This window comes from Clostridium sp. BNL1100 (genome assembly GCF_000244875.1).
Classification (GTDB): domain Bacteria; phylum Bacillota; class Clostridia; order Acetivibrionales; family DSM-1351; genus Ruminiclostridium.
In genome coordinates this window covers 3,222,068-3,247,399 of record NC_016791.1, presented here as the reverse complement: position 1 = coordinate 3,247,399, position 25,332 = coordinate 3,222,068, and the positions used below count along the sequence as shown (strand labels likewise).

The 25,332-nt window shown below is 36.6% G+C and carries 24 protein-coding genes; 20 read left to right on the top strand and 4 right to left on the bottom strand.

Annotation, left to right across the window (positions count from 1 at the left end; all coding sequences use genetic code 11):
* Nucleotides 1-161: 161 nt before the first annotated feature.
* The 8 genes from CLO1100_RS13665 to CLO1100_RS13630 all read left to right on the top strand — a co-directional run bounded on the left by CLO1100_RS13665 (nt 162) and on the right by CLO1100_RS13630 (nt 7,747).
* A complete protein-coding gene (locus CLO1100_RS13665; protein WP_014314346.1) occupies nt 162-1,283 on the top strand; it encodes an iron-containing alcohol dehydrogenase family protein in 1,122 nt (373 codons plus the stop codon).
* Nucleotides 1,284-1,338: 55 nt separating this feature from the next.
* Nucleotides 1,339-2,169, top strand: a complete 831-nt coding sequence (locus tag CLO1100_RS13660) for a transketolase (RefSeq protein ID WP_014314345.1) — start codon at nt 1,339-1,341, stop codon at nt 2,167-2,169.
* Between the two features lie 2 nt (nt 2,170-2,171).
* Entirely contained in the window at nt 2,172-3,116 is a 945-nt protein-coding gene (locus tag CLO1100_RS13655) for a transketolase C-terminal domain-containing protein (RefSeq protein WP_014314344.1), read from the top strand.
* Nucleotides 3,117-3,126: 10 nt separating this feature from the next.
* The gene (locus CLO1100_RS13650; RefSeq protein ID WP_014314343.1) at nt 3,127-3,603 is read left to right on the top strand and encodes an RpiB/LacA/LacB family sugar-phosphate isomerase; all 477 of its coding nucleotides are present in this window, start codon (nt 3,127-3,129) and stop codon (nt 3,601-3,603) included.
* A 43-nt stretch (nt 3,604-3,646) separates the two neighbouring features.
* The gene (locus CLO1100_RS13645; RefSeq protein WP_014314342.1) at nt 3,647-4,327 is read left to right on the top strand and encodes a transaldolase family protein; all 681 of its coding nucleotides are present in this window, start codon (nt 3,647-3,649) and stop codon (nt 4,325-4,327) included.
* 35 nt (nt 4,328-4,362) lie between these two features.
* The gene (locus tag CLO1100_RS13640; RefSeq protein WP_014314341.1) at nt 4,363-5,679 is read left to right on the top strand and encodes a fucose isomerase; all 1,317 of its coding nucleotides are present in this window, start codon (nt 4,363-4,365) and stop codon (nt 5,677-5,679) included.
* Between the two features lie 86 nt (nt 5,680-5,765).
* Nucleotides 5,766-6,830, top strand: coding sequence for a transaldolase family protein (locus tag CLO1100_RS13635; RefSeq protein ID WP_014314340.1), 1,065 nt, complete (start codon nt 5,766-5,768; stop codon nt 6,828-6,830).
* Nucleotides 6,830-7,747, top strand: coding sequence for a DMT family transporter (locus CLO1100_RS13630; protein ID WP_014314339.1), 918 nt, complete (start codon nt 6,830-6,832; stop codon nt 7,745-7,747). Before CLO1100_RS13635 ends, CLO1100_RS13630 begins: the two co-directional genes overlap by 1 nt.
* 237 nt (nt 7,748-7,984) lie before the next feature.
* On the opposite strand, the gene CLO1100_RS13625 is transcribed toward CLO1100_RS13630, so the two are convergent.
* Together CLO1100_RS13625 and CLO1100_RS13620 are read right to left on the bottom strand one after the other, a co-directional pair.
* Complete coding sequence (locus tag CLO1100_RS13625) at nt 7,985-9,214, bottom strand: ROK family transcriptional regulator (RefSeq protein WP_041700265.1); 1,230 nt, start codon at nt 9,212-9,214, stop codon at nt 7,985-7,987.
* A 39-nt stretch (nt 9,215-9,253) separates the two neighbouring features.
* Nucleotides 9,254-9,919: a DUF4867 family protein gene (locus CLO1100_RS13620; RefSeq protein ID WP_014314337.1), complete on the bottom strand. Its 666-nt coding sequence runs from the start codon at nt 9,917-9,919 to the stop codon at nt 9,254-9,256.
* A gap of 627 nt (nt 9,920-10,546) precedes the next feature.
* Between CLO1100_RS13620 and CLO1100_RS13615 the strand changes: the two genes are divergently transcribed.
* From CLO1100_RS13615 to CLO1100_RS13595, 5 genes are all read left to right on the top strand, one after another.
* A complete protein-coding gene (locus tag CLO1100_RS13615; RefSeq protein WP_014314336.1) occupies nt 10,547-11,863 on the top strand; it encodes an extracellular solute-binding protein in 1,317 nt (438 codons plus the stop codon).
* 101 nt (nt 11,864-11,964) lie between these two features.
* A complete protein-coding gene (locus tag CLO1100_RS13610) occupies nt 11,965-12,837 on the top strand; it encodes a sugar ABC transporter permease (RefSeq protein ID WP_014314335.1) in 873 nt (290 codons plus the stop codon).
* Between the two features lie 12 nt (nt 12,838-12,849).
* On the top strand, nt 12,850-13,719 hold the full coding sequence (locus tag CLO1100_RS13605; protein WP_014314334.1) for a carbohydrate ABC transporter permease: 870 nt from the start codon (nt 12,850-12,852) through the stop codon (nt 13,717-13,719).
* A gap of 38 nt (nt 13,720-13,757) precedes the next feature.
* Complete coding sequence (locus CLO1100_RS13600; protein WP_014314333.1) at nt 13,758-15,761, top strand: alpha-glucosidase; 2,004 nt, start codon at nt 13,758-13,760, stop codon at nt 15,759-15,761.
* Nucleotides 15,762-15,941: 180 nt separating this feature from the next.
* The gene (locus CLO1100_RS13595) at nt 15,942-16,787 is read left to right on the top strand and encodes a helix-turn-helix domain-containing protein (protein ID WP_014314332.1); all 846 of its coding nucleotides are present in this window, start codon (nt 15,942-15,944) and stop codon (nt 16,785-16,787) included.
* An 88-nt stretch (nt 16,788-16,875) separates the two neighbouring features.
* On the opposite strand, the gene CLO1100_RS13590 is transcribed toward CLO1100_RS13595, so the two are convergent.
* Nucleotides 16,876-17,877 carry a nucleotidyltransferase domain-containing protein gene (locus CLO1100_RS13590; protein ID WP_014314331.1) on the bottom strand — a complete coding sequence of 334 codons (1,002 nt, stop codon included), beginning with the start codon at nt 17,875-17,877 and terminating at the stop codon, nt 16,876-16,878.
* A gap of 145 nt (nt 17,878-18,022) precedes the next feature.
* Here CLO1100_RS13590 and CLO1100_RS13585 point away from each other — a divergent pair, with 145 nt between their 5' ends.
* From CLO1100_RS13585 to CLO1100_RS13570, 4 genes are all read left to right on the top strand, one after another.
* Nucleotides 18,023-18,697 (top strand): Vat family streptogramin A O-acetyltransferase, encoded by a 675-nt coding sequence (locus CLO1100_RS13585; RefSeq protein ID WP_014314330.1) that lies wholly within the window; start codon nt 18,023-18,025, stop codon nt 18,695-18,697.
* Nucleotides 18,684-19,445, top strand: a complete 762-nt coding sequence (locus CLO1100_RS13580; RefSeq protein ID WP_014314329.1) for a class I SAM-dependent methyltransferase — start codon at nt 18,684-18,686, stop codon at nt 19,443-19,445. The genes CLO1100_RS13585 and CLO1100_RS13580 overlap by 14 nt, the downstream gene beginning before the upstream one ends.
* 45 nt (nt 19,446-19,490) lie before the next feature.
* A complete protein-coding gene (locus CLO1100_RS13575; protein ID WP_014314328.1) occupies nt 19,491-20,363 on the top strand; it encodes an AraC family transcriptional regulator in 873 nt (290 codons plus the stop codon).
* 89 nt (nt 20,364-20,452) lie between these two features.
* Nucleotides 20,453-20,794 carry a DUF3221 domain-containing protein gene (locus tag CLO1100_RS13570; protein ID WP_014314327.1) on the top strand — a complete coding sequence of 114 codons (342 nt, stop codon included), beginning with the start codon at nt 20,453-20,455 and terminating at the stop codon, nt 20,792-20,794.
* A gap of 46 nt (nt 20,795-20,840) precedes the next feature.
* Here CLO1100_RS13570 and CLO1100_RS13565 read toward each other — a convergent pair whose 3' ends face one another.
* Complete coding sequence (locus CLO1100_RS13565) at nt 20,841-21,740, bottom strand: SDR family oxidoreductase (RefSeq protein ID WP_014314326.1); 900 nt, start codon at nt 21,738-21,740, stop codon at nt 20,841-20,843.
* A gap of 554 nt (nt 21,741-22,294) precedes the next feature.
* Between CLO1100_RS13565 and CLO1100_RS13560 the strand changes: the two genes are divergently transcribed.
* From CLO1100_RS13560 to CLO1100_RS13550, 3 genes are all read left to right on the top strand, one after another.
* The gene (locus tag CLO1100_RS13560) at nt 22,295-23,215 is read left to right on the top strand and encodes an ATP-binding cassette domain-containing protein (protein WP_014314325.1); all 921 of its coding nucleotides are present in this window, start codon (nt 22,295-22,297) and stop codon (nt 23,213-23,215) included.
* The gene (locus CLO1100_RS13555; RefSeq protein WP_014314324.1) at nt 23,209-24,093 is read left to right on the top strand and encodes an ABC transporter permease; all 885 of its coding nucleotides are present in this window, start codon (nt 23,209-23,211) and stop codon (nt 24,091-24,093) included. Before CLO1100_RS13560 ends, CLO1100_RS13555 begins: the two co-directional genes overlap by 7 nt.
* A gap of 151 nt (nt 24,094-24,244) precedes the next feature.
* Entirely contained in the window at nt 24,245-25,195 is a 951-nt protein-coding gene (locus CLO1100_RS13550) for an aldolase catalytic domain-containing protein (RefSeq protein ID WP_014314323.1), read from the top strand.
* Nucleotides 25,196-25,332 lie beyond the last annotated feature (137 nt).

Sequence of the window (25,332 nt, the reverse complement as noted above, 5' to 3'; positions counted from 1 at the left end):
ATATATTGACATACCACACTGAAATGCAATATAATTTATACATAAAGAGACGAAAGATGTCGAAAACCATATATTATTTTAAAATTTTTTAGAAATTGAATTAAAAAGATTAATCAAATATATAAATTGCAAAATTATTATTTTCAGGAGGGGAATAAGTTATGGATAACCAATTTGAATTTTTTATGCCTACAAAAATATGTTTTGAGGCCGGAATATCTAAAAAAGTAGATAAGTATATCAGCGGAAAGAATGTTCTGATTATTTCAGATCCTTTCCTCTATCAGTCCGGTGTCGCAAAACAAATCGGAGAAAGTATGTCAGGTAAAAATGTTGCCTACTTTAGTGATGTGGAACCTAATCCTTCATGTGAAAGTGTTGATAAGGCAGCAGAAGTTGCAAGAGCTATAAATGCTGATTGCGTTATCGGCTTAGGTGGCGGAAGCGCTCTTGATATTTCAAAAATAGTTTCCTGCCTGGTTACAAACGAGGGAAGCATTTATGATTATTACAGCGGCGGCAGCAGGACATTATCAAAAAGACAGGCAACTCTGGTATGTATTCCCACAACTGCCGGAACAGGCAGTGAAGTAACAAATGTTGGTGTATATACAAATAAGAAGGCCGGCATAAAAATGCCAATGGTTAATAACGAATTCTGGCCTGACTATTCAATGATCGACTGTGAGCTTACATATACCTTGCCGGCTCCGGTTACGGCATCTACCGGAATGGATGCTTTCTGTCATGCTATTGAAGCATACTGGAACAAGGCATCACAGCCCATTTGCGATATGCTTGCAATTGGTGCCATGAAGCTGATTCTGGAAAATATAAAAACTGCATACAGCGAACCTGAAAATAAGGAAGCGAGGGCAGCAATGATCAAGGCCAGCTTGATTGCCGGAATTGCCTTTAGCCAGACAAGAACAACTGGTATACACGCATTAAGCTTTCCACTGACCACAGAATTTGGGGCAAACCATGGAACAGCTTGTTCCATAACGCTTCCTGCATTTATAAAAATCAGCGGACAGCAGGCTGAAACAAAAATGAAAGCCTTGACTGATTACCTTGGCTTTGAAAGCCTTGAAAAATTCTCTGAAGAAATTGAAGAGCTTATGAAAAGTATGAATATGCCCGTACGTTTACATCAAATCGGAGTTAAGGAAACTGACCTGGAACATATAACAGAAATTGGCCTTGGAGCTGCGATTATACAGTTAACTCCGGCTGTTATGAATAAAGAAACAGTTTATCAGCTGCTTAAATCAATTCTATAAAAACTTTAAATAAATTAAAAGAATAAATTGGAAGTCGGGGATTTGGAGGTAGCAAATGGAAAACAAAATTAAAATGCTTGAAAACAGAGCATGTGAGATACGAAAGTTAACCATACAAACCATTGGAAAACTTGGTGTTGGACATATCGGTGGAGCATTATCACTCTGTGAAGTTTTGTCAGCACTTTATTTTGAAGTTATGAATATTGATTCAAAAGACTCAAAAATGGAAAACAGAGACAGGTTTGTTTTGTCAAAAGGCCATGGTGGTCCGGCACTATATTCGGCGCTGGCGTTGAAAGGCTTTATTCCAATGGAGGAATTGGATACCCTAAACAAGCCTGATACAAACCTTCCAAGCCACTGCGACATGAAGAGAACAAATGGTATCGACATGTCAACAGGTTCCCTTGGTCAGGGATTTTCAGCTGCAACCGGTATGGCGGTTTCAGCCATGATGGATAAGAAAAGTCTTTATGTATATACGATTATTGGAGATGGAGAGAGTCAGGAAGGCCAGATATGGGAGGCTGCCATGCTGGCAGGCGGCAGAGGCCTTGATAATATTATAGCCTTTACCGATTACAATAAAATGCAGATTGACGGTCTAATCGAGGAAGTAAACGGACTTGAACCTCTGGACAGGAAATGGGAAGCTTTTGGCTGGCATGTGCAATCCATAGACGGACATGATATGAAACAAATTTTACATGCCATTGACAATGCTAAGAAGATTAAAGGAAAACCGCATATGATTATATTGAATACCATCAAGGGTAAAGGTGGATTTTTCTGTGAAAATAGTGTTGCCTCTCACAATATGCCTATTTCCGAAGAAACATGGAAAAAGGCCGTGGAATTACTGGATAAAAGGGAGGATGCATAATTATGGTACTTGAAAACAGATGGTTAAGAGAGACCTATGTTGACCTGCTGATAGAATATGCAAAGCAGGACAACAGGCTTGTTATAGTAGAAGCTGACCTTATGAAGGCAGCAGGAACTACACGTTTTGGAGAAACTTTTCCTGAAAGAACTGTAAACTGTGGTGTTCAGGAAGCAAACATGATAGGTGTTGCAGCAGGAATGTCTGCAATGGGCAAAATTCCATTTACTCATACCTTCACTCCTTTTTCTACAAGACGTGTATGTGATCAGGTTACTTTATCCGTTGCCTATGCCGGACTGAATGTAAAGATTATGGGCAGTGACCCCGGAGTGACTGCTGAGCTAAATGGCGGTACTCATATGAGTATGGAAGACGTAGCAATTATGAGAAATATACCGGGGATGATTATATACGAACCGGTAGACAGCGCTCAGCTAAAGAAAGCTTTCCCACAAATATTGGAACACTATGGCCCTGTTTATATAAGGTTATTAAGAAGAAATGCAGTACAGATATTTGACGACAATACTGAATTTAAACTTGGAAAGGGTATTGTTCTCAAAGAAGGAAGAGATGTTACCATTCTGGCAAGCGGAATAATGGTGGCAGAGGCCTTGAAAGCAGCTGAAAAACTCTCTGCAAAAGGAATTGACGCAGAAATAATAAATATCCATACAATTAAACCTTTAGATGAAGAACTTGTATTGCAGAGCGCAAGAAAGACTGGAGCAGTTGTAACTGCTGAAAATCATTCCGTACTCAACGGATTGGGAGGAGCAGTTGCTGAATTCCTAGGTGAAAACTATCCTGTCCCCGTGCAGAGAGTCGGAGTAAAGGATACATTTGGAGAAGTAGGTTTTACAGACTTCTTAAAAGAAAAATACGGACTTACTGAAAAAGAAATAGTTCAGGCAGCAGAAAAAGCCATAGATATGAAAAGATAAGGGGGATTTTATGAAAAAAATAATTATTGGTTCAGATAAATCAGGTTTTCCGTTAAAGGAAGCTATAAAAGCACATTTAACACAGTTGGGTTATGAAGTTACTGATGGTGGCACACTCAAGGAAGAGGAACCCAAACCATATTTTGAAGTAGCTTCGGCAGTTGCTAAAAGAGTATCGGACGGGGAGTTTGAAAGAGCAGTTTTAATCTGCGGTACCGGTATGGGAGTATCAATAGTTGCAAATAAGTACAAGGGAGTTTATGCGGCAGTTTGTGAAAACACATATGCTGCTGAAAAAGCCAGAGCTATAAATGATGCCAACATTTTATGCCTTGGTGGCTGGCTTACCGCTGAGTTTGTGGGCTGTGCCATGGTAGACACCTTCCTCAACACAGAATTTACACAGAATCTTGAAGAATGGCGAGCAAAGAATTTAAGGAATGCAAGAATCCAAGTTAAAAATATTGAAGATGAGATCTACAAATAAACCAATTAACCAAATCTATTAAAGAAATGTGAGGGATACTACTATGAAATATTTTTTAGACAGCGCAAAACTGGATGAAATCAAGTATGCATATGAAAATTTTTGTATTGATGGTGTTACAACTAACCCAAAACATATCCAATTAAGCGGAAAGCCATTTATGCAGGTTGTTAAAGATGTAGCGGCATGGATAAAGGAAGAAGGAATTGAAGGCATGGATAAATTTCCTGTATCCTTCGAAATCAATCCACATCATGATAAGTGGGAGGATATAGTTGAAGCAGCTAAGGAAGTAGCGGCTTATTCACCAAACTACGTAATAAAGCTCCCATGTACCGAACAGGGACTAATTGCTGCTAAAAAGCTTGAAAAAATGGGAATAAGAACAAATGTTACACTGGTATTTTCTCCTTCACAGGCAATTCCTGTAGGAAAGCTGGGAGCTAAGTTTGTTTCACCTTTCGTAGGCTGGAAGGAAAATAGCGGTGATGACTCAATAAATTATATTTCTGATATTATTGATATATATAGAAACTACGGTTTTGATACTGAAATAATTGTTGCAGCAGTAAGAAACGGTAAGCAAATCGGTGATTTTGCCGCTCTGGGTGCAGACATTGTGACCTGTGGATTGGATGTATATAAGGCAAGCTTTGAGCATCCCTTTACAACATATGGATTAAGTGTATTCAGAAATGCTTGGGATGGTACAGCCAAAGAATAATATCACGAACGCTATATGCGTAGATGGGGGATAATATGAAACAAAAAGTTAAACTTGGCGTTGTCTGTCTGACCAGAACCACATACGAATATAAAACAGCACAGGCAATGTATACAAAAACAATTGAAGACCTGAAAAAGCTGCCTGATGTGGACTTTACGTTCATTGAAGATTGCGTAATTGAAATAAAAGATGCAGAAGAGGCTGCGGTTAAACTGTTATCAGCTAATGTAGATGGTGTGGTTATAATAAGCGGTACCTTCCATTTGGGTCATCTGGCCTTGATTTTTGCAAAATACATTAAAAAACCGTTCTTACTTTGGGCATACAATGAGCTTCCTTATGATGGTGGTAAAATTCGTCTGAATGCTGTTTGTGGTTTGAATCTCAATGCTTCCAATCTTTATAAGACCGGAAAGGATGACTACTCCTGCACCATCGGTGACAGTATTGATGAAAAATGGGTAGATGCATTAAGGGTAAAGGTTGCTCTCCAAAATGCAAAGGTAGGACTTGTAGGCTATCGTGCCCACGGATTTTTTAATGTTGGCGTTGATGACATGGATATCTATCAAAAAACAGGCATTTTGATAGACCATTATGAAATTGCAGATATGTTTTCACAGCCTGTAACTGATATTGAAATTGAAGAAGAAGAGAAAGAAGTCAGGGCGTTATTTATATGTAAGGAAGTTAATGATATACAAGTTAAAAAAGTTGCTCAGCTTTGTGTAAGTGCTTCTAAATTTGTTGAGAAAAATGGCCTTACTGCAGTAGCAGTAAGATGTTGGCCGGAATTTGCCGCAAATTATGGAATTTCACCTTGCGCAGCCATGTCCATTCTCCAATCAAAAGGGATAATTTTATCCTGCGAAGGTGATGTTGAGGGTGCTTTATCCATGCTGGCAGGTGCTGCTTTAGGTGCTGAAACACCATTCCTTGCAGACCTTTCACAGGTTGACCTTCAGGAAGATTTTGCTCTTATGTGGCATTGCGGTGTTGCACCGGCTAATCTTTGGGACGGAAAGAGTGAAAGAACACTTGATACTTATTTTGCCGGAGGTAAAGGTGTAACTGCCGGTTTTGTAATGAAAGAGGGTCATGTTAATCTTATAAGATTTGACACTGCCCGGGGAAAAACAAGAATGTTCCTTGCAGCAGGTGAGTCCATAGAAATGAAGAAACAGCTCTGCGGAACCTACACAAAGGTAAAATTTGAACAGAACATTAATGACTTGCTCAATACAGTAACAGAAACAGGTGTCGCACACCATTTGGCTATGCTGTACGGAGAGTACAGGGATGTATTGAGGTTGGCAGCAAAAATGATGAATTATGAAGTTATAGAGTAGTGAAAATATAGGGCAATTACTTTCAGATAACCAACTGACGGTAATTGCCTTAACAAAAGCAGCTAAAAAATACAGGGGGTTAGATTATGAGTACATTTAAGGGCAAATTACATGAAACAGTAGTTAAATTTCCAAATACAGATATATGGATGGACTCCTGCGGGGAAAACGAACTGAACTATGCATTGGAGAGAGGCTGTGTCGGTGCTACAAGTAATCCTGCTATAGTAGGTTCTGTTATTAAGGGAGAACTGACTATTTGGGAAAGACGTATAAAAGAAATGGTCACAGAAAGAAAAGATATGACCGAAGAAGATGTGGCATGGGCTCTGATTTATGAAATAGGTGCTCTTAGATCAAAAAAGCTTCTTCCTATTTTTAATGAATCAAAGGGTAAAAAGGGAAGATTGTCAATTCAGACTAATCCCAAGTATTACAGAGATACTGAAAAAATGTTGCAGCAGGCAGATGTTATAAATAGCCTTGGCGAAAATATGCAGGTAAAAATGCCTGCCTCGGAAGCAGGAATTAAAGCAATGGAAGAGGCAACTTACAGAGGAATCAGTATTAATGCAACTGTTTCTTTCACGGTTGCACAGGCTGTTGCAGTTGCTGAGGCTGTTGAAAGAGGCTTGAAGAGAAGAGAAGCTGAAGGCCTGTCTACTGAAACCATGTCACCGGTTTGTACAATAATGATAGGCAGGACTGATGACTGGTTGAAGAAATATGCCGATGAAAATGATATAATTGTTGATCCTGAAATCTTAGAATGGTCAGGGATTGCAGTTATGAAGGAAGCCTACAGAATATTTAAGGAAAGAGGCTATAAGACCAGATTGCTGTCAGCAGCATGCAGAAACCACCACCATTGGTCACAATTGATAGGTGGCGATTTGTCAATGACTATTCCTTTCAACTGGCACAAGAAATTGAACTCATGTGATATCGAAGTAGCAAGCAGAATTGAAATACCTGTTAAAGAAGAATATATGAATCAACTCAAAAAGCTTAGCGAATTTCAAAAGTCCTTCGACGAATTTGGAATGAAGTATAGTGAATTTGAAAAATATGGCGGCTTCAGAACTACAGTATCCGGATTTATTGGTGGTTATGACGAATTATTAAAACTTGTAAGGGGATACATGATTTAATGAAAATAAAACAAACAGCTCCTTTATTGCTATTAGCGTTCATATGGGGATGCTATTATGTCGCAAGCCAAAAAGCCGTCTCGGAAATGTCAGTTTTTACAGTGGGGATCGTTATTCGTTTTATAACAATGATTCTTCTGACTGTAATAATGTTTAAAAGACACGAGCTAAAGCTGTTATTTAAGACAAAAGGCATTCTATTTAGATTAATACTGATTGGTGTTCTGGGCTTTTCGCTGGATCTGACAGCATTCATTGGTCTTAGTCTTTCCCATGCAGGTGCCGGAACAGCTTTATTAAAGTGTGATATTATCTTTGTTAACTTGATGTCGGTTATAATTTACAAGGAAAAATTCACGAAGCTGGATTGGACATACACCTTTATAATGCTCTTTGGTGTTCTTATGGTTATGGGAATTGATTTCAGTAAGTTCAAAATCGGGAATAAAGCGGATATATTCTTTATATTGAGCGCACTGTTTGTATCCATCAACGCCTTTGTAATTAAAAGCGTTCAGTTGGACAAGAAGAATCCTGCGGCGGATAATGTAGTAGCTTTTTATAATAATTTTATTACTATGATTATGTTTATTGGTACGTCAGTTTTTATGGGTACCATGGGACAACTCAGCTTGTTGGCTGAAAACAGACCGTTATTGGTGGCGGTAATGGCCGCAGGGTTGGGGCAGACTCTTATCTATATTGTATATTATTATAACCTTAGACGTTTCCCTGTTTGGATTGTTAAGGTATTCCTGCTTTTAATGCCGATTGTTGCAACAATAGTAGCCTTTCTCCTTTTTGGAGATGTTATGGTGTTGGGTCAATATATTGGAATGGCCATAGTTTTGGCAGGAGCGTTTGGGATATTGCTTGAACAAAAGAAAAAAGCTGAAATGCAAAAAAAGCTAAATTGAAAGATGGATTAACCTCGTTTTTTAAATAAAAAGGACTGATGTACAATGAATAAACTATATTCACTGTGAATCAGTCCTTTTTTGTCATAAAAATAGTAAGGGGCGGCTGCAATACAGGTAGTTTTTCTGTTTTAATACCGGTACTCCCGTATAAAACCATTGATACAATTTATACTCGCATACAGATAAAAAAAGGTAAAAACTAATTTTGCAACGCCCCTTTTTGTAGAATATAAATTAATCCTTTGTATCTATTAAGCCGCCGTTTTCAAAGAAATAGTTTATTATCGTCGAAGCAGGCCCCTGAGTTTCCAGTTGCAGATTGAAATTACTGAAGGTTACCTTTTCATAACCTGAGTAATTAGACAAATGTATATACAGATTTTTTCGGAATTTCTCGTTCTCGAAAAGTTCACCGTACAAAATTATTGATTTGGGATCAAACAAGCACATTGAATTTTTTATTGCAATAGACAGAAAATAAATAGACCTGTCCAGGATATCCTCTATCAATTTATCTCCATCATTGTATGCTTTTATAATATTCTTGATATTTATATTTTCTGAGTTTCCGTCTGTGTATGAGAATAGATATGGCGTCAGCTTGCTTGATAATATATTTGCGGCATTTCTTTCAATAGCATCATATCCGGCGATTGTTTCAAGACATCCTCTATTGCCGCACTCACAGATTGCACCGTTGGGGTCTGCAATAGTATGACCCAGTTGGATGGCATTAAAATCATATACGCTTAACGTATCCTGATAGAATACTCTGGCTGCTCCTACACCGGGGCCATATTTTATAAACAGCATATCCTTAGGATGCTCCATATTGGCAAAAAAACTTTCTCCATGTGCCAGGGAACAAATGTTGTTTGTTAACATTGCGGGAACTTTCATTCTTTTCTGAATATATTCAACAACATTAACATTATCCTCCCAGACGTTATAAGAATTAATACTTACTCCGGCTCTGGAATTCACAATACCCTTAACACTTACACCGACACCCAGAATAGTTCTCGTTCTGACTATATCATAATAAATAAGGTTATGCTCCAAAATTGCACACACCTTATCCAATATGGCTGAAGATTTCTTATGACAATCTGCCGTAAACACTGTATCTTCAAAAATAACCGTATTGTTTAAGTCCATACATAGGATCTGAAATTTATTTGTGCTGATATAGATACCAATAGTTGCATATTTTTTTCTGTTTATATCTAAAAGGATTTCCTTACGTCCCTTGCGATTGTTATTTTGTTCCACCGCCGATTCAACAAGAATTCCTTCATTGATCAGGTCAGTTGTAATCAGTGTAATAGCAGCCGGAGTCAAATTAAGTTTATTGGCTATCTCCTTTCTGGAGATTCCGCCTGAACGGTAAATCAAATATAAGATTGAACTCCTGTTTTTTATCTTAACTCCCAGCATGTTAATTCCATTTACAGATTGATCCATAGTTACCACTTCTTTTCCTTAGATTATGTTACCTTAGAATTATTTATAATTTATTTCAATATTCTCACCTGTTATTCCTGCACATGCTCCCTTAGATGCCGGAATACTCTCCTCATGGGCAATCAGCCATTTATTCTGCATCCATAAAAGCTTATCCTCTTCACATAGGGGGGATGGAATAGAAAGGAGGGGCTGGTTGGTACCGGCAGGAAGTACTATTATACTCTTAAAACCCTTATCTGATACTTTACAGGGGGCAAAATGCAGTGTAGTGCCGTATAATTCAACAGCAGTCCCACAGGGAACAAAAAAAATCTCAGTTGATGTGCTTGGCAGCTGATTATCCTTAATATCCCGTATATCTGCTAAAATAAGTACCAGGTCAGTTACAGCGACATCTATCTCAGAACCTTTATGGTATTCCAGAGCGTTGAGCTTACTACTGTTACCATTACAATATCCTATCTGAATAGGCATATTGCCATAAAAAATATTACTAAGCTCTTTTTCAATAGCTGTGCTCATTAATTCATCGTCACATGCAACATACACATTACCTGAATCCGGAATCACTTTGGTTTTCATAATTTCAATACATTCAGAGAAGTCATATTGGTCAAGTACTTTTCCATACCTTAAAAATGATTCATCTAATATACTTTTTATTTGCAGAGTAGGATTTAATTGCTTTAAATAGTTTATCATAGAGTCTCCTTATAATTATAATATATAATAAAAAAATATAAAGCTATCTACACAATATATGGAAATATATTTCTAAATTTATTTTGTAAAAGAGGAATTAATTATAAGTGTTAATAAAAAAACCAGAAAAAATATTATGTAGAACTTTATTTAAGAATATCATAGTAATCAAAATCTTTCAATCATTGAACTTAAAATACTATGGTTGAATGAGTAGCCGGATTGCACCGGTTAATATCATTATATTAAAAGCTTTATGACATAATTAAAATATTTAAACAAATAATTTTACTATCTAAATTGCAAAATATATAAAATGTATTATAAAGTCGAAAAATATAAAATAACTGTTTACTTTTTATCATATATGATATATAATTGCCATTGTAAACTATTGTTTTTGGTGAATATGTATAGTTATTAGTAGATTACCGAACCCAAGGGTTACTTAATGGCTATGATAGTTACCGACAAGTTTTATTTTTTTCTTCAATAAATTAAAGGTTTTAATTTATTGAAGAATTGGTATAAATGCCTAAAAATATAGCTTGTACCCAATGTTAAAATCCATACAATAGGGTAAAATTTTTAATTGGTAAAATAAAATGAGAAAGAAGGTTAATAATTATGGGGAAGATTATCAAACGTATTGTGGCATTAATGGTAGTTCTTTCAATGACAATGGCAATTTTTGCAGCCTGTGGTAAATCAGATGTTAGCCAGTCGACAAATTCAACCTCGAATTCAACAACTGGGAAAAGTGCAAATACTGAAAAGGTTGTAATCACATTCCCAAGTATTTGGGTTGGAACTGATGGAAAAGCAAAAGTGTTTGGTCAAATGGTTGATTCATTCAACAAGGAAAATGAATCAAAAATCGAAGTAAAAATTGAAGAATACACTGATTACGATGCTTATGAAGATAAGATAAGGACTACGATATCAACCGGTAATGCACCTGATATTTTTACCTTCAAATCAGCTGCAGACTTACAATTGTATTCTGAATCTGGTAAGCTAATGGATCTCACTTCCTACTTGGCTGATAAGGAATGGTCTGATAAATTTGCAGAGGGCGTAATAAAGACAGCTCAGTATAAGGGCAAAAACTTTGCTCTCCCATATGAGAATGCGGTTATTGCAATAATGTTTAATAAGAAATTATTGAACAGCGCAGGAATTACAACTGTTCCTACTACTTATGAAGAGTTGTGGAAAGTATGTGATGCATTAAAAGCGAAAAAAATATTCCCAACTGCACAGATGACAAATAAAAATGCATGGACTTCAATGCTCTGGTATTCATATGCACTTGCAGCAGTAGGGGGACCTGATGTTTATGAAAAAGGATTAGATGATCCTGCTTTTGTAGAAGCTGCAAAGATTATGCAAAAGATGTTTACTTACACTTCGCCTGATGCACTTGGAGCAGACGCTACAGTTGTAAACGGACATTTCTTTAATGAAAGATCAGCAATATATACAAATGGATCATGGATTTTGTCAAGAATTAAAAAGGAAGGTGTTCAGGGCCTTTATGACAATTTGGCTATCAGCGCCGGTTTAGGCTACAACGGTGGTAAGCCAGGAGCATACGTAAACGCAGTTCAGGCTTACATAGCTGCTGCTAAGCAGGACAATCCTGCAAAAGAGGAAGCAATAGTTAAGTTCTTAAAATATATTTGTGATGTTGATAGAGTGACTGAATTGTCCAATTCATCAGGCTCAATATTTACTATCAAGTCAAAGATTACTGATCAGACAGAAAAGCTTCAGGCTACAATGATTGAACAAAGTACTGCTGCTCCATATATGATCGGAACTTTTGAATCTGCAATGCCTACAAAGGTAGTAACTGCATTCCCACCAGCACTTGAAGGTCTTATTCTTGGAGAATACACTCCTGAGCAGTTTGTTGCGGAATTAAAAGCTGCAAATAAATAATAAAAAATAGATTCAAATACTTTGGCAGGCTGTATAGCCTGCCAAAGTAAAAATAACGACTATAATATTTTGAGTTGGTCTGGATGATGGAGGCAGGAGCGATGGAAGTTAAAAAGCATGACATAAAAAACATCTGCATCTTTATATTGCCGGGACTTGCACTATTTACCCTATTCTTTATTATACCCGTAGGCTATGTAGCCATAACCAGTCTTTTTGAATGGAACGGTATTACATCTCCTATATTTAAAGGTTTATATAACTATAAGGATATTTTTAGTGATAAAGTATTTTGGCGCAGTGTAAAAAATAATGTTCTGTGGGCCGTGGTTGCCGGAGGCGTGCAGGTTCCTCTTGCAATGCTTATGGCATTAATATTATCAAAGAAACCAAGAGGTTGGCAATTTTTCAGAACAGTATACTTTTTGCCACAGGTTATTTCAGGAATTGCTCTCGCCATGCTATGGGCAGCAATGTACAACAGCGAATTCGGTTTGATTAACGGTTTGCTAAAAGCTGTTGGTCTGGGTGAATATGCAACAAACTGGCTTGGTACTATAAAAACAGCTTTTCCTGCAATGCTGATTTATTGGGTGTTTTATATCGGCTACTATATGGTTATAATGCTGGCGGATATAACCAATATTGATGAAAGCTATTATGAAGCAGCTCAAATCGATGGTGCTGACGGAATAAGACAACATATTCATATTACAATACCATTAATCAAAGGTTCATTTCAGACTTGTGTTACATTGGCTATGATTTTCGGCTTAAGAACGTTTGAACAGGTATATCTGTTAACAAACGGAGGACCTGCAAACAGAACTTCCGTGCTTGTACTTTATCTGTACAATCAAATGAAAACAAATAACTACGGTGGAGCAAATGCTTCCAGTGTTATGCTTATATTAACAGGAGCCTGTGTTATCTTAATGATAAGAGGTATATTTGCTAAATTAAATAAGGAGTAAAGGAGGAGAAATATGTCAGCAAAAACTGATCAGTCAATTGTAAGAGATAAAAAGAGCATTAAAGATTACTTAGCATCATTTTTTAAATGGGTTTTAATCATATTTTTTGCAGTATATACATTGTTTCCACTATTATGGCTGTTTATTACATCACTGAAAACAAATGCGGAATATTTCGATAATCCATTTTCCTTACCTGCCGTACCACAATGGCAGAACTACGTAAATGCATTTCAACAAGCAAATTTAGGCAGAATGATTTCAAACTCTGTTATAGTAGCTATAACTGCAACAGTAATAAACGTTCTGATTGCCGCAATGCTATCATATTGTTTATCCCGTTTTAAATTTAAAGGAAGAGAAGTCATATTTACATTTTTCTCGGTAGGTGTACTTGTTCCTCTTAATGCACTTATGGTTCCTTATTTTTCTATATTCAGTAAAATGGGTCTTGTAGATTCTTTAGGTGCATTAATTATACTTTACGCTGCAATCGGGTTACCTATTTCAACTTTTATTATCCGTGGTTTTATGGCCAGCTTCCCTGCAGAAATAGAAGAAGCAGCTTATATAGACGGAAGCGGTTTTTACGGAAGATTCTTTAAAATGATTTTACCACTAACAAAAACAGGTTTGGTAACAGCGGCAACCTTTGAATTTATAACCTGCTGGAACGAGTTTGTTTATGCTAATCTTCTGACTTCATCACCAATGACAAAAACTATACAGATAGGTATCAGATATTTTACAAACCAGTTTACTACAGATTATGTTTCTATGTACGCTGCAATTATTATCAGTATAGCTCCTAGTATTATTGGATATATGTTATTCCAAAAACAGGTTATATCTGGCTTGACAAGTGGTGCTGTAAAGGGTTAATACTTTGATTTTCACTGCAATATGCCGGGAGGAGAAATATGGAACTAGTTAAACTAAATGATGGGTTTAAGCTATTATATCAGAATAAGTGTATTATTCATCATACGGCAGAAAATCCTTCTATTTATATAGGGTATGGTAATGAAACCGTTGACATGTATAGAGGAAACTTTGATATAAGGGATTATGTAATTGAAAGGTACCCTTTAAAGAGTGTTTCTATACAAAAAAATAACAATGAATATTCATTAAATTTTGATAATAAATTAACAGCTTATATTAAAATCGAAAACGATACATTTTTGATGGACTTTGAAAAAAAAGATGATAATATCAACAGGTTTTGGTTTAGAATAGATGCCGATGAAAATGAGAAGTGTTACGGCTGTGGAGAGCAGATGTCCTATTTTAATCTGAGAGGAAGAAATTTTCCACTCTGGACATCTGAGCCGGGTGTGGGCAGAGATAAAACTACCTATGTAACCTGGAGGTCTGATGTAGAAAATAAAGCCGGGGGAGACTATTACAATACTAACTTTCCTCAGCCTACTTTCGTGTCAACTAAACACTATTACCTCCATGTTGATTCAACTTCCTATGCGGATTTTAACTTTAAAAATAAAGCTTTTCATGAATTACAGATATGGGAAGTACCAAAGCAGATTAGGATTGAAGCCGCACCTACCTATATTCAGTTACTTGAAAAGTTGACCGGATTTCTTGGTAGACAGGTAGAATTGCCTGACTGGATATACAATGGAGCAATCCTGGGACTTCAGGGTGGGACAGAACGTTCTTTCGCACTTGTGGACCGTTCACTGAGAAATGGAATCAAAGTCTCAGGGGTCTGGTGTCAGGATTGGGCAGGCAAGAGAGTCACTTCATTTGGTAAGCGTCTTAACTGGAACTGGAAGTGGAATCAGGAAATGTATCCGGGTTTGCCTGAAAAAATTAAGGAATATAAAGCAAAAAATATCAGATTCCTTGCTTATAACAACCCGTACCTTGTAAAAGAAGGAGATTTATATAAGGAAGGTAAGGAAAAGGGGTATTTTGCCAAGTCCCTTGATGGAAATGATTATCTAGTGGATTTTGGAGAGTTTGATTGCGGCGTCGTAGATTTCACCAATCCCGAAGCTTATGAATGGTTTAAAGAGCTAATTAAAAAGTATCTCATTGAATTTGGCATAGATGGCTGGATGGCTGATTTCGGAGAATACCTCCCTACTGATTTGCAGTTATACAGTGGAGCTCCGGCGATGATAGAACACAACCACTGGCCGGTTCTTTGGGCTAAATGCAATTATGAAGCCCTTGTAGAAACAGGAAAGCTGGGCGAGATTGTATACTTTATGAGAGCAGGCGGGGCTGGTACCCAAAAATACTGTACTTTGCTGTGGGCAGGTGATCAAAGTGTGGATTTCTCAATGCACGATGGTCTGGTTACTGTAATTTGCGGGGCACTCAGTGCTGCAATGAGCGGATGTGGTCTGCATCATAGTGATATCGGTGGATATACCTCCCTGTTTAATAACTGCAGGACAAAGGAAGTATTCCTGAGATGGGCCGAAATGGCTGTATTTACTCCTGTAATGAGAACTCATGAAGGAAACAGACCGGAGGAAAACTTCCAGTATTATGATGATGCAGATACTCTGGAGCAGTTTGCAAGACTGACGGAAATCTATACTGCGCTGGCACCGTATACAAAGAGCCTTGTAACTATTAATGCAGCTTCTGGACTCCCAGTACAAAGGCCACTGTTTTTACACTATGAAAATGATGAAAAAACCTATGATATTCAAACGGAATATTTGTTTGGTGAAGATATGTTGATTGCACCTGTATATTTGCCTGATGTACAGGAGTGGGAGGTTTATCTTCCCAGCGACCAGTGGGTTCACCTTTGGACGGGTAAGGAGTATCAGGGTGGAACAGTAACTGTAGAGGCAGGAATGGGCTTTATACCTGCTTTTTATAAAAAGGATTCCAAGTATGCAAGTTTGTTTGAATCAATTCAAAAGCAGTATGGAATAAAATAGTTTGATATGTGTTTAGTCCCCCCTTTTTAGCTGAAAATATGTATTAGAAGCTACATATTTTCAGTTAAAGGGGTTTTTTATGTTAAAATAGTTATTGTCTATATCCGACATCTTTGTACAAGAAATGTCGGGTAGTGTTTTTTTATCCTGTATAAAATTGATATAGAAAGGAGCAAGTAGATGGATTGGCTAAAGAGAATTAACAGAGCATTGGATTACATAGAAAATAATCTTGATAGCGAGATAGATTATACCATGGTATCTCAAGCAGCTTGTTGTTCAGAATATCACTTTTCAAGGATGTTTTCGTCTATTACAGATGTTTCCCTGTCAGAATATATTAGACGAAGGAGGTTAACCCTTGCTGCATTCGAAATCCAAAAAAGTGATATTCGCATCATTGACGTAGCAGTTAAATACGGTTATGACTCTGCGGACTCGTTTTCACGGGCTTTTCAAAAGGTACATGGGATAAATCCGTCAAATGCTCGTGAAAAGGGTATACAATTAAAAGCCTTTCCTCGAATATCCTTTCAAATATCAATTAAAGGAGAAACCGAGATGGATTATAGGATTGAGAATTTGGGATTTGAATTAAGAATCATTGGTAGAAAGAAAACTGTTGAAACAAGGAGAGGGTTTGAAATGGTTCCTGCTCTTTGGGAAGAAGCTTTAAAGGATGGATTTGTTCAGACACTCATTGATATGTCATGGGAAAATCCAAAATGTAAACTGGAAAGCCTATTAGGGATTTGTGGAAAACAAGCAACCATAAACGATGAAGAATTTGATTACTTTATGGGAGTAAGGTATGATGGAGAGGTTAAAGAAGGAATGGAAGTTATTGTAATTCCTCCGAGTACATGGGTGGTGTTTCCGAATACTGTGGATGCATGGAAACGCTTATATACAGAATGGATTCCAACTTCAGGTTATGAACTTGCTAATCTTCCATGCATTGAATGTTTTTATGCACCTGATCATAACCCCAAAGATGAACTATGGGTTCCTATTATACCAAAATAATGAATAGATTTATTAAGTAAATTGCCTTCGATTATCTATATGTTCTTTTACTGGGTATCTAAAAGATAACAGCAAGAACATATAGGTATCATGGCAAAGCATTACTATAAATACCTATCATCAAATCTTCAATCCGTTTATAATCAGGTCTATCCGGAAGACCAGTATTTGCAGCTGCCATTTTAAATTCATGCTCATAATCATTAACCATTTCAAAAATCTCACTGTAACTATATTTTCCGCTGCGTATATCAAGAAAAAACGATCTTTCTTTTTCTCTGTACGTATTAATACCTTTTCCTTGGAGGATTTCTGTACCTGTTACAAGAAGGCGTATCAGGTGCATAGCATGTTTGTTCAGATGAAGTTCATCCTTTTTGCTGTTTCTGTGATTCAGCTTGGAATAATCCTTAACTATATTGTTCATATCGGAATAAATATTTTTAAAGTCCCGTAGGGGATAATGCTTTAAATTTACATCTATAAATATCTCCGTATCCATATCTTCTCTGTCAGATTTATCGATATATAAACTTATTTCGCTGTCAGTAAAGCTTTTATAAGTTCTTTGCATATGTTCCATTTGCCCCAAAATGCTATTTAAGATATGCTGTTCCTTTTCTGCGTGAGGATAATTATCCCTTGCTAAAGCATTTTGCAGCCTTCTTAGCTGGGCTGTGGCATAGCTGCCGAAACTTTGAATAGCTCTTTTGGATAAAAATAATTCAACATTGTCTCTAAGCAACTCCCCTTCTTTTGAAATAACAAGGAGATGTTCTTGTTTTGTTCCAAGAATCTCAAGTACATTTGGGTTGCAATTTACACAAAGAGAGATGAATTTTTTGAGACCGTATATAACCGTATCTGTTGGTTTGTCCTCAAATTGCTCAAAACTGGATAAGCCCATAATATCCTGCTTGTTTTCCAGAGTAACGCCCCTGATGTCAATATCGCTGGTAGCTACATTGGTTCCGTAGGCAATAGACCCTCCGGTTGTGAGAATTAATATATTATCTCCCAGATGAAGGTCTTTTTTTAAAAAATCATATTCTTTGGAATTAAGCTTATCTTTTAAGGTTTGAATATTCATACAGCCCTCCTTTTATATAGTTTCCATTTCTAAAGTATATCATAGGTCGAGTTGTGAAAGATTACTTTCTATATTATCATAGAATAATATTATTATGTCTCATAAATTAAATAGGGAGATTTTTTAATGGGAGGGGATAATTCTAATGCAGGAAGAAAAGAAATATGGACCGAACCCGGATACTGTCTATCCTAAGGAGGGATTCACTAGAATTGCTTTTCTGAAGAATATAATAAAGAATCCGAATATTATAGTAGGCGAATACACCTACTACGATGATAACGACAACAACCCTGAAAAATTCGAGAAAAATGTATTGTATCACTATGATTTCTTGGGAGACAAGCTCATCATTGGGAAGTTCTGTGCTATCGCATCGGATGTAAAGTTTGTAATGAATGGTGCAAATCATAAAATGAAGGCTTTTACAACCTATCCTTTCGGTATCTTCCAAAATGGTTGGGAAGCAGGAATTCCTGAATTAAAGGATTTGCCCTATAAAGGTGATACAGTAATTGGAAACGATGTATGGATTGGGTATGAATCGATTATTATGCCTGGAATAAAAATCGGAGATGGTGCCATAATAGCGGCAAAATCAGTAGTTACAAAGGATATACCGCCTTATAGTATTGTGGGAGGGAATCCGGCTAAGATTATAAAAATGAGGTTCAACGATGAAGTCATAGAGTATTTGCAACAAATAAAGTGGTGGAATTGGAGTATCGAGAAGATAACAGAAAATATTCCTAATCTTTGCAGTGATGATCTTAATAAGCTTAAATCTATAGTTATGGGGGAGCAAAATGAAACAAAATAAATACGATGATAACGCTTTTTTTGAAAAATACAGCAATATGGATCGTTCAAAGAATGGACTTGAAGGTGCAGGAGAGTGGCACCAACTAAAAAAGCTGCTGCCTGATTTTCAGGGTAAGAGAGTCTTAGATTTGGGCTGTGGTTTTGGATGGCATTGTCGATATGCCGTAGAGAATGGTGCAAAGTCAGTTGTGGGAATTGATATATCACAAAAGATGATAAATGAAGCAAGGGAAAAAACAAAGTATGAAAATATTGAGTATATATGCATGCCAATTGAGGATTTTGATTTTCCCGCTGATTCTTTTGATATAGTAATCAGTTCTTTGACTTTTCATTATATTCAGTCCTTTGAAAGTATTTTATGTAAAGTAAGTAAATGCCTTTTAAATGGCGGAGACTTTGTATTCTCAGTGGAACATCCGATTTTTACTGCACAAGGGCCACAGGATTGGTATTATGATAACAGTGGAAACCGCCTACACTGGCCGGTTGACCAATACTTTAACGAAGGTGTTCGTAAGGCAATATTTTTGGGTGAGGAAGTTGTAAAGTACCATAAAACATTAACGACATACTTAAACAATCTCATAAAAGCAGGATTTCAAATAACAGGAATTGTTGAACCAGAACCTGCAGAAGATTTACTCAACGCTATACCAGAAATGACGGATGAACTTCGAAGACCAATGATGTTGCTTGTATCTTCGAGAAAACCCTACATAAATTGTACGGGGAATGTCGGATAGGTTTATTCGAATTTTGCTATCCTATTTGATGAAAGGAGGTCACAAATGGATTCGTTAAAGAGAATGAATGACGCATTGAACTATATTGAAGAAAATCTTGATAATGATTTTGACCTTAAGGAAGTTGCGAGATTGGCCTTTTGCTCGGAATACCATTTTCAAAGAATGTTTTCTTTCTTATCCGGCATTACGCTATCGGAATATATCCGCCGCAGACGCCTTACAGTTGCAGCCTTTGAACTTAACAACAGCAACATCAGGATTATCGATTTGGCGGTTAAATATGGATACGGCTCACCTGATTCTTTTACGAGAGCGTTTCAAGGCTTGCATGGAATAACACCATCAGAAGCAAGACATAATGGTCAATCCTTAAAAGCCTATCCAAGAATGACCTTCCAATTATCAATTAAAGGGGGAAATGAAATGAACTATCGAATTGAAGAAAAAGAGGCATTTTACGTTATAGGCATTAAAAAAAGGGTACCAATCGTTTTTAGTGGAGTGAATCCTGAGATTGCCTCTATGTGGAAAAGTCTGAACGAAGAAATTATTACTAAACTTAAAGAGCTATCTAATGTTGAGCCCTTGGGACTTATTAGTGCATCTGCAAACTTTTCGGAAGGTAGAATGGAAGAAAAGGGTGAACTTGATCATTATATCGGTGCTGCTACAACAAAGGAATGTCCGGATAACTTGGCAAAGCTTGAGGTTAAAGCTTCCACATGGGCTGTATTCGAAGCAGTTGGAGCATTTCCGGATGCCTTACAAAATGTTTGGGGACGAATTTATTCGGAATGGTTCCCAGCCTCAAACTATGAACAGGCAGAAGGGCCGGAAATTCTGTGGAACCAGCATAAAGATGTAACTTCACCTACTTTTAAAAGTGAAATATGGATACCTGTTTTAAAAAAGTAATTATCTCTATTGAATGAGATTACGCAACCTTGGAACTTGTAAGTGCCTCTTACGTCAAATAGAGTATAAACAAAGGAGGCGTCCTCAATATGAAGAAAATACTAATCATTGTGCTTACAACCGTACTGATGCTAAATATGATGGGCTGCACGAAAACATCCAATAATAGAAATGAAGAAAAGATAGGTATACGGGGACTAATTACCAAGGTTTTGACGGATGATAACAAAAAAGTAACAGGTATTTTGGTGGAAGGGAAGGTTGAGAGTGACACCATACATGATAAAGCAACAGTTAGCATAGATAAAAGTACAAAAATATCTGCAAGAGAATTGAAGGAAGGCATGAAGGTTGAAGTGGTTTTTGAAGGCCCTGTAATGGAATCATATCCTGTTCAGGGGAAGGCTAAAACTATAAAGGTCATTGAGTAATTCCTGATAAACTATCTTCAAATTAGCATGCCTTATACTTTTTATTTTAAGTAGTAACCATCTTTCCGCCATTCACATGAATGGTTTGTCCTGTAACATAGGCAGAGTCATCAGAAGCAAGGAAAACATAAGCCGGAGCAAGCTCAAAAGGCTGTGCGGCACGCTTCATCGGAGTGTCGGCCCCAAAAGTTTTAACCCTTTCTGCGGAAAAACTTGAGGGAATAAGTGGTGTCCACACAGGCCCGGGAGCTACGGCGTTAACTCTGATACCCTTATCCACAAGGGATTTTGACAGGGAACGTGTAAATGAAACTATGGCACCTTTAGTAGAAGAATAGTCGATTAAAGTCTTTTCTCCCTCATAAGCAGTAATAGACGAGGTGTTAATGATACAGCTCCCACATTTCATATGAGGGAGTGCTGCTTTCGTCATGTAAAAGAAGGAGAAAATATTGGTTCTGAAAGTATCTTCCAGTTGCTCCTTTGATATATTTAATATGCTTTCTTGAGGAAACTGAACACCTGCATTATTAACAAGTATGTCAAGGCGATTAAAATAACGTACTGTTTTTTCAATAGCTTCTTTACAAAATTCCTCTCTTCGTATATCTCCTTCAATATTAAGGCAACGTCGGCCTAATGACTCAACGGCTGCTTTTGTTTCTAAAGCATCAGTACGCTCATACAGATAAACTATTGCCACATCAGCTCCTTCTTTTGCAAAGGCAACGGCTGCAGCTCTTCCGATACCGCTGTCCCCACCGGTAATTATAGCTACTTTGTTTAAGAGCTTTTCTGAACCACGGTAATCGGGATTGTTATATATTGGCCTGGGGTCCATTATATATTCAATTCCGGGCTGCCGATTTTGATGTTGGGGAGGGAAGGTTACGGGAACTTTTTCACATTTTGTTTCAAATCCTATGTACGGGTATACCGGGTACATAAAATACACATCCTTTTTGTAAACTCTCTTCTATATACTATTCTGTGAGGGAAGATGGTGTTCAATACCTATGCCTAAATTCTTATCACGCTAGAATAATAATTAATAGTAAAATGGCATAAATATAAAAAATGTAATATTTGACATAACGTTAGATTTAATTTCTATAACTCATCCCATGCCTTTTACACAAAAACAGATGCATTCTCTGTAGAGTCAAAGCTTAAAAGGCGAAAAACTAAATAAATCGGGAAATGGTATCTGAATAAGCGAACCGGTTTATTTTGATGGTACACGGGGAGAAATATACACTGGGAATAAGGAAAAATGAAAAAACACTGGGCAAAATCAAATTTTCATTCAAATAGTGAATTCATCACCCAAAAAACATTTAATTTCTGAATCTAGTACAATAAATCTTTACAATATACAAAAAGTGTTTATATAATTAAATATTACTAAATATTACATAATAATTCTAATTTTAAGTCTATGGACCTTCACTAATAACAAACTTCATAAGACCGTGGACTGGACAGGGGTAGTGTTAGCTAATGGGGAAAATAATCACAGTAAATAATCTGACAAAAAACTACGGTTCCATTGAAGCTGTAAAGAACATATCCTTTGAAGTTGAAAAAGGAAGTTTGTTTGCATTTCTGGGTACGAACGGGGCAGGTAAATCCACAACAATAGATATATTATCCACACTTATAACCAAGAATTCCGGCAGTGTTGTGATAAATGAATGGGAACTGGGGAAGGACGACCAAAAAATTCGAAAAGATATCGGAGTGGTGTTTCAAAACAGTGTTTTAGATAATTTACTTACTGTAAGAGAGAATTTATCTGTCAGGGGCTCATTTTATGGCTTAAGCAGCTCTGATTTAAAGGAAAGAGTCAAAGAGGCTACAAAAATAACGGAATGTGAAGATTTTCTTGATCGCAGGTATGGAAAGCTTTCCGGGGGCCAAAAAAGAAGGGCTGATATTGCTCGTGCACTAATAAATAGACCCAAGATACTGTTTTTAGATGAACCGACAACAGGCCTTGACCCTAAAACCAGGGCATCAATTTGGAACACAATCGGAGAAATGCAAAAGAAATTTGAAATGACAGTTTTTCTGACAACACACTACATGGAAGAGGCAGCAAATGCAGATATAATTACAATCATAAACAAAGGCAAAATAATAGCTGAAGGTACTCCAAATCAATTGAAAGAGAAGTACACTGGTGATTTGCTCAAGATATACGATCCTAAGGAAAATGTTATAAACTATCTAAATGAAAAAAAGATAGTTTATAGTAATAAAAAGAATATACTTTCAATAAATATCGATTCTGCGGATAACGCAATTAGTATATTAGCTGATTTAAAAGGCTCCATTACATCATTTGAAATGATACATGGTAATATGGATGATGTGTTCTTGAATGTAATTGGACAAGGTCAGGAGGAAGCCAAATGTTAAAAAAGCTAATTTACCGTAATTCGAGCCTATACTTTAGAGACAGAACGTCAGTATTCTTTTCTATGCTGTCAGTTTTAATAGTTATTGCATTATATATTTTGTTTTTAGCAAAAATGCAGGTGGATTCCGTTAACCAGCAAACAAACGGCCTATTAAACAGGGATGATTTGTCCTATCTTATAAATAGCTGGATTTTAGCAGGATTATTGTCCATTACTACGGTGACAAGTACACTGGGTGCATTAGGAACAATGGTAAATGACCGGGAGAACAGAATCGTTATGGACTTTAAAAGCTCACCGCTTTCAGCAATGACATATCCGGTTTCGTGTGTAATAACGTCGTTTACAGTTGGAACTATCATAAGTGTTATATCCTTTGTAGTTTATGGTGCTTACATATATTTTGGAACAGGGTATTTATTCGGCATCGGAATGATTCTAAAATGTCTTGGATTGATCTGCCTGTCAGCTATGATGAATGCTGCCTTAATGGGATTTTTGGTATCATTCTTTTCAACAAACAGTGCATATTCCTCAGCAAGCCTGATAATAGGAACAGTAATCGGTTTTATAAATGGCCTTTATGTACCAATGGGAGCATTGCCTGAAACAATTCAAAGTGTATTAAAGTGCCTGCCATTTGGTCATGTTGCTTCACTTTTGAGACGTTTACTTATGCAGGAATCGGTTGATTTGTGCTTTAAGAATGCTCCTATGTCTGTGCGTGAGAGTTATACCCGTGATTTTGGAATCGTTCTGGACTGGAATGGAAGTGAAATCAGTTCATACATTTCAATTATATTTATCTTAGGAGTTTTACTGGTTTCATTAGTTCTGTTTTTCATAAATTTCAGACGGAAAAAACAAGAAATATGAAATTTGTACCATAATTTGGCTGGATACAAATAAATAATTATACAATATATAGTTTTTTGTGAGATATTAATGTATAATTTTAAGTTATAGATAAATTCAATATACTCAAAAATCATTTTACTAAAGATAGTAGAGAGGGGCGAAAATTATCATGTCATACGACAACAACATAAAAATATTGGATTGTACCATAAGGGATGGCGGACTGATTAACAATTTTAATTTTGAGGATGGTTTTGTCAGAGCTGTATATGACACCTGTGTTGATTCACATATAGATTATATGGAAGTAGGCTACAAGGCAGACAGAAAAATATTTACCGGTAATCAGTTTGGCCGGTGGAAGTTTTGTGATGAAAACGATATACGCCGAATCGTAGGAGATAACAATACCGGATTGAAAATTTCTGTGATGGCTGATGCCGAACGAACAGATTATCACACGGATATATTAAGGAAAACGAATAGTGTAATTGACATGATACGTGTAGCAACTTATGCTCATCAAATACCGACAGCTATTGATATGATTAAGGATGCTCATGATAAAGGGTATGAAACTACTGTCAATATTATGGCAGTATCACTGCTATCCGAAAGTATATTGAATAATACTCTGGAACAGTTATCAAAATCAGAAGTAGAAGTTATCTACATAGTTGACAGCTTTGGTTCGCTTTACTCAAATGACATACATAAATTGGTAAAAAAATATATGCAGTATGCAAAATCAGAGGGAAAAAAAGTAGGTATACATTGTCATAACAACCAACAGCTAGCATATTCCAATACTATTGAAGCTATTACCGATGGAGCTGAATTTATAGATGCGACAATAGCAGGATTGGGCAGGGGAGCCGGAAACTGTCCTATAGAATTGATTTTGGGCTTTTTAAAGAACCCCGTATATAATTTAAGGCCGATTATCGAATGTATTGAAAAGCATATACCTGCAATAAAAAAGCAAAACAATTGGGGGTTTGATGTAGCATATATGCTTACAGGAATGCTAAATAAGCATCCCCGTGAAGCAATCGCTTTTTTAGACAGTAAAAGAGAAGATTATACTAACTTTTATGACACCATCATAAGATGTGATTAAAAAACACCAAAAAATGATGAAAATAGGTTAAATATATAAAAACAATAGCAGAATTATGATATAATTGTAATAAAATGAAGATTGGGAGGTAATATATTCCAATAAAATTGCAATACAAAAAATTTTGGGAGGTTTAA